This is a genomic window from uncultured Bifidobacterium sp., assembly GCF_959020145.1.
Classification (GTDB): domain Bacteria; phylum Actinomycetota; class Actinomycetes; order Actinomycetales; family Bifidobacteriaceae; genus Bifidobacterium.
Genome location: NZ_CAUEQY010000034.1, coordinates 1 through 10,708, shown reverse-complemented (window position 1 = coordinate 10,708; position 10,708 = coordinate 1). Strand labels below are relative to the sequence as shown.

The 10,708-nt window shown below is 54.8% G+C and carries 7 protein-coding genes; 3 read left to right on the top strand and 4 right to left on the bottom strand.

The annotated features are described in order from the left end of the window. Window positions 1–22: 22 nt before the first annotated feature. The 4 genes from Q5H33_RS07205 to Q5H33_RS07190 all read right to left on the bottom strand — a co-directional run bounded on the left by Q5H33_RS07205 (window position 23) and on the right by Q5H33_RS07190 (window position 5,351). A complete protein-coding gene (locus Q5H33_RS07205; RefSeq protein ID WP_004223460.1) occupies window positions 23–1,330 on the bottom strand; it encodes an ABC transporter substrate-binding protein in 1,308 nt (435 codons plus the stop codon). Window positions 1,331–1,577: 247 nt separating this feature from the next. Then, entirely contained in the window at window positions 1,578–2,645 is a 1,068-nt protein-coding gene (locus Q5H33_RS07200; RefSeq protein WP_004223465.1) for a LacI family DNA-binding transcriptional regulator, read from the bottom strand. Window positions 2,646–3,100: 455 nt separating this feature from the next. Then, a complete protein-coding gene (locus Q5H33_RS07195; RefSeq protein WP_302423771.1) occupies window positions 3,101–5,110 on the bottom strand; it encodes a glycosyltransferase family 2 protein in 2,010 nt (669 codons plus the stop codon). A gap of 13 nt (window positions 5,111–5,123) precedes the next feature. Then, the gene (locus tag Q5H33_RS07190) at window positions 5,124–5,351 is read right to left on the bottom strand and encodes a hypothetical protein (RefSeq protein WP_302423769.1); all 228 of its coding nucleotides are present in this window, start codon (window positions 5,349–5,351) and stop codon (window positions 5,124–5,126) included. A gap of 246 nt (window positions 5,352–5,597) precedes the next feature. Here Q5H33_RS07190 and Q5H33_RS07185 point away from each other — a divergent pair, with 246 nt between their 5' ends. From Q5H33_RS07185 to Q5H33_RS07175, 3 genes are all read left to right on the top strand, one after another. Beyond that, the gene (locus Q5H33_RS07185; protein WP_065439255.1) at window positions 5,598–6,911 is read left to right on the top strand and encodes a chitinase; all 1,314 of its coding nucleotides are present in this window, start codon (window positions 5,598–5,600) and stop codon (window positions 6,909–6,911) included. A gap of 111 nt (window positions 6,912–7,022) precedes the next feature. Beyond that, window positions 7,023–9,479 (top strand): EAL domain-containing protein, encoded by a 2,457-nt coding sequence (locus Q5H33_RS07180; protein ID WP_117784378.1) that lies wholly within the window; start codon window positions 7,023–7,025, stop codon window positions 9,477–9,479. Window positions 9,480–9,611: 132 nt separating this feature from the next. Next, window positions 9,612–10,628, top strand: a complete 1,017-nt coding sequence (locus tag Q5H33_RS07175) for a LacI family DNA-binding transcriptional regulator (RefSeq protein ID WP_302423766.1) — start codon at window positions 9,612–9,614, stop codon at window positions 10,626–10,628. Window positions 10,629–10,708: the final 80 nt, after the last annotated feature.

Genomic DNA, 10,708 nt, shown 5'->3' with positions numbered 1-10,708 from the left:
GGATATGAGATCAGATATACGATCAGTTGGTCTTGACGCCCATGTCTTCCACACCGACGTCGTACTTCTCGTGGATACCCTTGAGCACGTCGGCCGGCTTCTTGGTGCCGTTCACCAGTTCCTGGAATTCCGCCGGAACAGCATCGGTAAGGTTGGAAGCGGCGTAATCCGGGTAGTAGCTGAGCTTGCCATCATTGGCGTAGGAGGCGTATTCCTCGATCATGGCCTTGCTCTTCTCGTCGTTGATCTTGCTGGCGTCGCCCGCCACCGGAATTCCGCCGGCGTTGCCGAGGTAGTTCTGCACATCGTCGGAAAGCACGTAGTCAATGAACTTCGCAGCGAGATCCTTGTGGTGAGAGCGTTCCGGAATCACCAGCAGATTGCCTGCGCAGCCAATCGCGAAATTCGATTCCGGCATCACCGCGGCGTCCCAATCGAAAGTGGTGATCTGCTTGACGAAACGTCCCTGATTCCAGGTGCCGGTCTGATAGATCGGATACTCCCCCTTGATGAATGCCTGCGTGGTGTCTTCGGCCTTCATACCGGTGGCGTTGTGGGAGATGAAGCCCTTGTCGAGCCAGTCGTTGATGGTGCTCACGGAATTGGTGAGAATCTTGGAGTTCCAGTCGACATCGCCCTTGTAGAGCTGCCAGTTGTCGATGAATTTGGCGTCGGCCTCCTTGGAAACCAGCTGCCACCACAGCCACATCACGCCGTATTCCTGCGCGTCGGCGGCGATCGGCGTCACTCCGGCATCCACGAATTTCTGGCAGACGTCCACGAACTCGTCATAGGTGGTCGGAATCTCCAGCCCGTACTTGGCGAACAGATCCTTGTTGTAGTAGACGCGCTGGAATTCCGCGTAACTGGTCATGCCGTACCAGGTGTCACCATCCATGATGCCGTTTTCATCATACTTGGCCACGGCCGCATTGGCGCCGGTCACCTTCTTGTCCCAACCGTATTGATCGACGTAATCACCCAAATCGGTGAGCAGCCCCATGGTGGAGAGCACGCCGGCCGAACCGTTGCCGCGATTGGATTCCATAAGATCCGGCGCCTCATCGGAATTGAGGAATTGGCTGCCGTTCTGCGCGATCTGCGTGAACGACTTGCGTTCGAAATTGATTTTGACACCCGTTTCCTTTTCGAAGGCTTCCGCGGCGCGACGCCATGCCTGGGTCTGGCCAGCGTCGTCTTCCTCGTAATACCAGAACGACAGGCTGTCTGGCGTTTCCTCGTCTTGCGCGGTGTCGCTGCCGCATGCAGCGAGCGTGGTCAGCGACATTGCCGCCGCGGCCGCAAGTGCGATGCCTCGTGTGATCTTCATGGTTCTCCTTTGTTATTGGTGGTTGTGTTGTTGAGTTATGTCTCAAGTTGTTTTTCAGTTATGAAGATTGATATGTGTCGCCTCCTTTTTTCGAAACGTTTCGACGATGGCCGCGGATTGGCGCTTTTCAATTCGGCAATCACCATCTTCGCTTCGGCTACAACGCCTTCACTTACTTTCGAATCGTTTCGATTATGGATACGGAAATCCGTCCGCCTTTCACGGACATACTCCTACAACCTTCTTTTCACACGTCACCAACTTTGGTAACGGAACCTCGACTATGCATGACCGGAGCGGACAGCTCCACCAATCCCTTGATGTCGCGATGCTCATCGATGGCGTCGACCAGCAGATCCACAGCCTTAGAACATAATTCCTGCGGCATGACCGGCATCTCGGTAATCGGCTGCGGCATCAGCTCTCCCTCGAAATACGTGCCGCACGACAATACCGAAATATCATCTGGCACCCGCAATCCCGAAGCCTGTAATTGCTGCAATACCAACTTCAGCACATTGGCGTTCGCCTGGTTGACAATCGCCGTGGGGCGCTCATCCAAAGAACGAAGCTCACGCACGAATTCCGCGGCATCAAAGCGATCGTCACGATGCTTGGAGGATTCATGAATCGTCATGCCCAACTCTTCGGCACGTTCCAGCAAAGCCTTGCGGAACAGCAGCACATAGCCCGAACCGCGATCGTAATCGGTCTCATTGTCACGCAAAAACATAGCGCTCCGATGCCCCTTGGAATACAGGCAATCCACAGCCATACGACCAGCCGTGGCAAAATCGATATCGACACAGGCACAGCCTTCATGCTCTGCAGGGTAACCGATGGCCACACAGGGTTTGGAATATGAGCCAGCCTGGGCGGTACGCTCGTCATGTTCCTCAATGTCGAGCAGCACCACGCCATCAACCAAGTTGCTTTGCGTCACGCGCCGAATGTCGGCCACCGCGTCCTCGCCGGTAAGCAACAGCACATCGTAGCCACGGTTCTTTGCCTGCCATGCGGTCTGCAGAAAGTAAGCGTTGTATTTGGCCTGATTGATATCACCGCGAATCGGCGCGCTGAGCGCAAAAATATGATTACGCATACCACGCATTTTACGGGCGCTGGCATCCGGAGTATATCCAAGTCGTTCAACGGCGGCCATCACCTTATCGGTGGTTTTGGCGGAGATGGAACGCTTGCCGGAAAGTACGTACGAAACGGTGCTGACTGACACCCCCGCCTCCCGAGCCACATCTTTGATGCCCGTCATCTTCCGCCTCCTTCGGCTCTCCAAGTCATTTGCGTTACACGTCATGCGTACCGCAGCTCTCGTCCATCGTTCAACAAAGCCATCCGCCGAGCCTTCCGGAATTTCTTCCGCAGAATCACGCTCGTATTTTATCGAATCGTTTCGTCGAAACGTTTCACTAATCGTAAGCCAGCAACTCAGCTTTGTCAAACGTTTCGACACACCTACCCGTCATTCCTCGAAATGATGGACACCAGGATGCTGCGACCCCGTTCCTTCATATCATGATTTTGATGTACCGACCGTTGCAATCTTGAGTCCCGTCGCACGATTGCGATTTGGTTTCGACCTTACGATTTTATTTTCCGCTTTTTCCCAAATCGTGAGGTCAGCAAGCCAAAAACGTGCGGCCATCCTCCCCAAACACTAGGACGTGCAGACGGAAACGCAAGTTGCATAGGAATGGAGGCATCTACAACCGCCGCCCGTACACGTACACACGGGCTAGAGAAGTCTCAAGGCTACAGCGGGCGGGACTCGTAGATCATTTGGCGGTCGCCGAAGTAGAGGGCGTCACGCCAAGAGGCCTTCTTGCGGGCCGCCTCCTGCTGAGGCTCCTTGATCGGCACGAAGAACCAACGGACCAGACCAACCACCATGTCTTGCACGGAATGCCAGATGCCGATATACGCGGTCAACGCCCAGAACGTCACGATCGCATTGAAACCGGCGAACACCGCGTTGCCCCAATTGTGCGAAAGCGTATCGGCGTAGAACACCATGCACGAGTAAATGATGATCACCCACGGCATCGTCACATACAATGCCGGAGAAGCGGTACGATTATTGACTTTCGGCGTACGCGCGAACGGAATCTTCGTGTTCGTCATGCCCTGCTGAATCGACTTGAGCGTGCCGGAAAGATTCACCGTCAACAGCACGATGTTGAAGCCGTAAATACGGAAAATATCGGAACGTTTATACCCGTTGCGTTTCAAATCGCTCGACATGGTGGAGAAATACGGCAGCGACGCGAGCACCACCCACGGGCTCAGCAACCGCTGGTCGAACGGATATGCCAAGAGGAACATCAGGCCGAAACTCGACCATGCGATGGACGCCATATAGTTCACGCGCAGCGCCCACTCACCCAGCTTCACATCATTGCCCTGCTGATGCCGCGCGTGCACAATACGGAAGAATTTGCCGATGATCAGCAGACCGCCATTCGCCCAACGCCGCCGCTGCACCACCAACGAACCGAAATCAGGCGGGGTGGCACTATAGCTCAACCGCTCCGGATAGTTGACCAAATGCCAGCCGAAATAACCCAAATCGATGCTGGATTCGGTGTCCTCGATCACCGTGCGATCCTGAATATACGTTTTCACCGTGCGCGTGCCCTCAGTCGACACCACGCAGATATCGTCGAGCGCGGCCTTGCGGATCACCGCGTTCGCACCTACCCAGAACGTGGCGTCATAGTAGGTCATGCCCTGATGCAGCATGTGCTGAATGTCGGTGGTGGCGGCCGCGATGCGTTCGATTCGCGTCGGCGCGCCACGATACGAGGAATACGGGGTTTGGATCACGGCCACGCGCTCATTGCCGGGCTGTTCCATCTGGTACACCAAGCGCAGGCAGTAGTCGCGCAACAGCATGGAATCGGCGTCCAACGTCAGCACGTATTCGGAATTGCGCATCACGAAATCGGGAGATTCTCCCTCGCGCACGTCACGCAGAATCACCCCGTCCGACGTTTCCACGCGCTTGAGCGAGTGCCCCATCAATCCGATGAACGAATTCAGATTCATGGCTTTGTTGCCTTCACGGGAGGTCGACGCATACAGCTTGCGTTCGAACGACCATCCTTTTGCGGTGAAAATGCGTACCAAACGTTCGTACAGTTGCAGAATGCGATTCGCGTCGACATGCTGCTGCAGGGTGATCGATTCGTTCAACGCCTGTTCCGTCAAACGCAGGTCGCGTGCAAGACCGCGCAATACCTGGTCGCAGAAGAAATCGTCGGTATGATCTTCGACCAGCCATGTGTCGGCCTTATGCTCCAACCATTGCGCGGCCGCACGATAGTCTTCCGCACAGCGTGCGACCACACTACGCCTTGCGTCCATCTGATCGGCGAGCGCCGCAACGGTTTCGTCGCGCGCTTTGGTGAAACGTTCCGCAGGTGCCGCCAATTCGGCCAATACTTTCGGCATGAGTTCGCGGCTTGCTTTGAGAATCGCTCGCGCTTCGTCATTGTTAGGATGCGGAGGATCGTCGATTAGGAGTACGACTGCAAGGTCGGGAAATTCCTGCAATGCCGCCGACCAGATCGTTTTTTCGACGACTTTCGGCTGTTCCACGTACGAAGGAATCAGCACTGTGATTCCCTTATCGTAGTTGTGTGCGAAATGGTCGTCGAGCATCGCCCGAGGCACGCGTTCATGCCGGATGAAACGGTATAGCGCCCCTTGCCGTGTGGTCAAGTAGACGAGCGCGCTGAAAATCAGCGTGGTCACAATCGTCATGTACAGCACGCCTTCAACCACGAAAACGTAACGTGAGTGAAGGATTGTTGACGAACAACGACAGAATCATCGTGATCATGTAGATCAGCCATGAAACAACCGTGCAGATGATGGCAACGTAACCACGCACAACGCGCGTTGGCGAAGGCTTGGCATGCATGATCGCAAGCGGTTGCGTGGAGGTTTCAGCACCCCACTGGTGCCTGCGGTCATCGCCGTCAAAATCCCCTATTTTTGCCACCATATACCCCTTTGCCTTATCAGCGCTGCCTCACCTGCATAAACCATACATCACTGTTGAAATCGTCGTACTAGCCACAGACTACACTCCCTAACTGTAAGCGAGATATAAGGAAAACAGCGCACGAGAGGAAAGCTTAATCCCCCGTAAAATCCCCCGCATATGCACTGAAGCCCAGCGGGACACAGCCTGCTAGACGCCCCAATGTCCCCATCAACATTGGTGACCTGACGATTTCGAAAGGGAATGATGAAACCCCTGTTTCCAGGAAGACGATTTTCCTTCCTCCGACTGTTCATAGCGATACTGTGCATCGCGCTCGTCGCGGCCGGCACATGGTCGTGGATCACGTTCACGCGAACGGCGGCTAAGAAATTGCCGGAACCCTGGTTCGGCGGCTATGTGGACGTGACCGCAACACCCTCATACGAGTTCGAATCCAAGGTAGGCAACGTCTACCGGAATGTGATTCTCGGATTCGTCACCGCCGGCGACGGCTGCCAGCCAAGCTGGGGCGGCTACTACACGCTCGACGAAGCGGCCTCCACGCTCGATCTCGACAGCCGTATCGCGCAAACCTACAAAACCGATCGCACGGTAACCGTCAGCTTCGGCGGGCAGAACGGCACCGAACTTGCCAGCGCATGTTCCGACGTCGATTCCCTTGCCGACGCATACCAGCAGGTGATCGACCGCTATCACATCACCTCGCTCGACTTCGACATCGAAAACTCGAATCTCGACGGGTACAGCGAAACCGCAACCCGGCGAGCGCAAGCCGTGGCAAAACTCATCGCCAACGAAAAAGCCAAAAACAAAGGGAAAGACGATACCAGTCACGATCTGATCATCAGTTTGACGCTTCCAGCCGACGCGAAAGGTCTTACAACGCAAGGAATGCAAACCGTGAACGCGTTTCTGGATGCCGGCGTGACGCTATCCACCGTGAATCTCATGACCATGGATTTCAACGTGGCGTCCACGTCGATCACGCAATCCACGCTGATCAAAAGTTCGCTGAACGCGGCCCACGCGCAATACAAAACGTTGCTGTACAGTCGCGGCAAACTCTTCAGCGACCATCAGATCTGGGAGCTGTTGGGAGCCACCGTGCTCATCGGCCAGAACGATACCAAAAACGAGTATTTCACGCTCGACAATGCGCGCGAAATCAACACGTTCGCACTGGAAACAAGCCTGGGCCACTTAAGCATGTGGTCGCTGAACCGCGACCAGCAATGCGGCGAAAACTATACGAACACCAACACGCTCAAAACGTTCTGCAGCGGCATGAAACAGACGGACGGCGAATTCGCCACCACATTGGGGTCAGGATTCCGAGGCACGCCGGGCACGCTCGTCGACTTCGACAATGCCAGCTGGAATTCCTCGCAGCAGGCCTACCCCACGTGGGAGCCAGACGTACTGTACAAGCAAGGCGACAAGGTGATCTGGAACGGCAATATCTACGAATCGTTGGGCAACAACGAAAACGAGCAGCCGGACAGCGCCGAGGAAGGCACGAACGCACCGTGGCGCATCATCGGACCGGTGCTATAAACGCTTGCCGCAGCGAGACGCGACCACAGACACAATACAAGGCAGGAACACAAGGCAGTCGCTACTTTTCAGTAAAAGTGGCACGCAACAGGGGAACGAAATCAGGCAATCATGACATCGAAGCAATCAAAGCATCAGGCAGCCACCGGCAGCCAGCCAAAAGACGGCATCAGAAAACCAGCCAGACTCACCATTCTGGCCATCATCTATGCGTTGTGCATTGCGGCCGCAATCGCATTCCATGCACAGGAAGGCGTGCAGCAACTTATGGAAGACCCTGCGCGCATCTGCATATGGTCGCTGTGTTTTCTGCTGTGCCTGATCTACCACAAAAAGCGTTCGTCGTATCGCGTTGCCGCCGAACACACCGTGCTGCCACCGTTGACCGTCATACTGCTGGTAACCGGCTATTTTCCCGACGTGGCCATGTTCCTGATCATCGTTACCATCATCACGTCGATCATCACCGCACGCAGTCTGAAAATCGGCATTCTTCGCGCCGGAACCACGCTTGCGCCAATCCCACTGATCAAAATATTATTTGCGAACACTTCTCACGTACTGTCAATTATCATCAGCCAGAATTCCGTCAATGCTGCGATTAATCCTTATCAATTCCAGCATTGGTTGCTGCCATTACTGATTATGACTGTTGCAGTGCCGATTATTCGATTGATTTGTGATATTGTAACGTTCTTTTTTGTACAAATTCCGATTCGTAAAGCCATGCGCGAGTATTCGCTGTCCCACATTCTTGCCATGGCTTTGGCTGATTTGATGGCGATTGTGTGGATTCCTGAAATTCTGGAGTTCGCCAATATTGGCTCGGATACTGCCACCGTGCTTTCCGTGTTCATGCTGGCACTGATCGCCTACTCGCTGTTGCTGATGACGGTCGATACGATGAGCCGGCTCACGCGATCCCGAAGTGCGTTGAAATGCATAGCGAATGTGAGCGACGCGCTGCCGTTGCCGAATCAAGTGCCGGAAGAGACCGTCGTAAGACGCATCAATCGTGGCCTCACCCGCATGCGCTGTTTCATCAGCAATGCAAACAATCTTGATAAAAGAGGGTATTCCTACCGCTATTCCGCGCCTATTTCCACCGGCTCGCGACAGTATTATCTCGCGATGGAACGCAGTATTTGGAATCGTCCGTTCATGTCGACCGACGAGACGATATTGCTCACCTGCGGCGAAGTGCTTACCGAATCGTTACGCGTGAACAAGGAAGTGACGCTGCTACGCACCGAATCGGAAACGGATACGCTGACCGGCGCACTCACGTATCGTGCGTTCATCGGGCATTTGAAGAGTCTGCAGACCGAGAATGTGCATAATCTGGTTGCCGTGGTGTATTTCGGCGTGGAGCATTTGCGCACCGTCAACGAACATTATGGACGCAAAATCGGCAATGCCGTGCTGCGATCCGTGGGCATGCGTTTAAGCCAGCTGCTGCCGGGAAACGCCACGCTTTCGCGCGTGAACGGCGCGGAATTCGCCATGATCGTAACCGATGTGACGTCAACCAGCGATGTGGAGGAGTTGGCCACGCGCATGCGCAATCTTGCCGTCATGCCGGTATACACCGAAGAAGGCGAGGTTTCCGTGGACGTATCGAGCAGCATTTCGTTCTCGAACGCGACAGACGGCTTCTCCGTGCTCCTCGCCGATGCGAGCGCGCACATCTACGAGTCGGAGAGCTCCAATCTGCCCGTAGTCGACGGCATGACGTCCACGCTCGCCGCGCAGAATGGTTCGGGAGACTATTTCAACGCTTCCGACGTGCTTCGCCATGCGATCGAAGACAATACGATTTCCGTGCTCTACCAGCCGATTTTCGATGTGAATACGAAACGTATCACTTCGCTGGATACGATTGTGCGCGTGCATGACGCGAAGGGCCGTACGCTGGCACCGTATTTCGTAACGGCTGAAGCGCATCGTCTCAACATGAGCGTGCAGCTGACGCTCGACGTGCTGGAAACCTGCGTGAAAGACATGACCGCATTCCGCAAGGTGGCACCCGAATTGGATATTGTGGACATTTGCATGAATGGTTCGGAATTAGGCACGTCCATCTTCCACGAGCGCTTGGAGCAGTTGACTCATGAGCAGCCACAGCTGCGTTTCGGCCTGCAGTTGGGATCGCATGCCATTCATGTGGTGCATGATGAAGTTGATGATGAGGTTGCCGCTCTTGCCGCTTTGCCGAACGTCGAGTTGGGTTTGACCAATGCTGGCACCACGTATTCGGAGGTTGCCGCGTTCGCGCATCTGCCATTGGATTTCGCACGATTCGACAAGACGGTGGTTCGCGATTTCCGTACGCCTCGCGCAAAGCAGATCATGCAGCGCACGCTCGAGATTTCGCGCGATAACGATGCGTTCCATGTGGTGTTCGATGGCGTGGAGTCCCTGGACCAGGTTGAGTTCATCCGTTCCATCGGAGGCACGCTCGCCGAGGGCACGCTGTTGAGCAACGCCATGAGCGCCAACGAGTTCCTCATGCGCCTCGAAACCATGGGCACTTCATTGCCCGAAGCCGCCCCGAGGCAAGCTGAGTAAAGAGGAGTCTCGTTTGTCGCACGATTGCTTCATCTCGTGAAACGCTTGAAGGAAATATGGCGAGATGGGAGCATGTGTGCTAAATTAATTAGTAAACGTGTTTAGCCAACGATGGCTTTGAGGAGGATTCACATGGCCACTATCAGAGAGATAGCGAAACGGGTAGGTTTCTCCCAAGCCACTGTTTCCAGGGTTTTGAAGGACGATCCCACTTTTTCGGTGAAGGATTCCACCCGCGAGAAGATTCTAAACGCCAGTCTGGAAATGGGATACAAGAACGTACCGCAATACCAGCGTATCACCATTCCGCAGGATGTTGCGATTCTCGACAATGTCGTACCCGACAAGGGCTTGCAGGACGCGTATTTCGACGAGCTGCGCGAAGTGCTCGTCAAGCATGCCGAAGAGCAGCGCATGAACGTGACCATGCACGAGGACGTGGATTCGCTGATCGCCGATGCCGATAAATACGCGGGATTTATTTCGATCGGCCCGTCCCCACTAAATCACAAGACGCTTCACCGCTTGCATAAGAAGCTCCCCCACGGCGTATTCATCGACATCAATCCTGCGCCGGCATTGTTCGATTCGGTACAGCCGGATTTGGAACAAACCATATTGGATGCGATCGACGCGCTTATGGGGTCGGGTTGCTCTCGGATCGGCTTCATTGGCGGCTTGGGCAACATTATGGGCAAGCATGAATATCCGGAAGATATTCGTACGTTCGCATTCCGCAATTGGGCGTTGCGCTTGGGATTGGATGCGCAAGGATTGGTGTATGCGGACGGCCCGTTCACTGTGGAAAACGGCCGTTTGCAGGGGCGTCAGTTGGTGCAGGATCATGCGGACGATCTGCCCGACGCGGTAATCGTCGCAGCCGATCCGTTGGCGGCTGGCGTACTGCAGGCATTTGCCACCGAAAATGTGATGGTGCCGCGAGATATCAAAGTAATCAGCATCAACAATCAGGAGATCGCAAAATACACGTCTCCCGCATTGTCGTCGTACGACATTAGCCAGGACGAGCTTGCGAAAGCCGCGGTGCTTATGCTTGCCGAAGCGCTGACCGCCGACCGCAAAATCAGCCAGCATATGCGAATCTCCACCAGTCTCGTCGCACGCGACAGCTTCACCCCGCAAGACTAAATATAAAAACTTGAGATACGGCAAGGGCCGGCATCCTGTTGCGGAGCCGGCCCTGCAATTGTGCTTCAGTAATCTCGCTT

Excerpts from the sequence above, each read along its gene's own strand:
- Q5H33_RS07205 (WP_004223460.1), bottom strand. The coding sequence starts at position 1,330 with ATGAAGATCACACGAGGCATCGCACTTGCGGCCGCGGCGGCAATGTCG.
- Q5H33_RS07200 (WP_004223465.1), bottom strand. The coding sequence starts at position 2,645 with ATGACGTGTAACGCAAATGACTTGGAGAGCCGAAGGAGGCGGAAGATG.
- Q5H33_RS07195 (WP_302423771.1), bottom strand. The coding sequence starts at position 5,110 with ATGACGATTGTGACCACGCTGATTTTCAGCGCGCTCGTCTACTTGACC.
- Q5H33_RS07185 (WP_065439255.1), top strand. The coding sequence starts at position 5,598 with ATGATGAAACCCCTGTTTCCAGGAAGACGATTTTCCTTCCTCCGACTG.
- Q5H33_RS07180 (WP_117784378.1), top strand. The coding sequence starts at position 7,023 with ATGACATCGAAGCAATCAAAGCATCAGGCAGCCACCGGCAGCCAGCCA.
- Q5H33_RS07175 (WP_302423766.1), top strand. The coding sequence starts at position 9,612 with ATGGCCACTATCAGAGAGATAGCGAAACGGGTAGGTTTCTCCCAAGCC.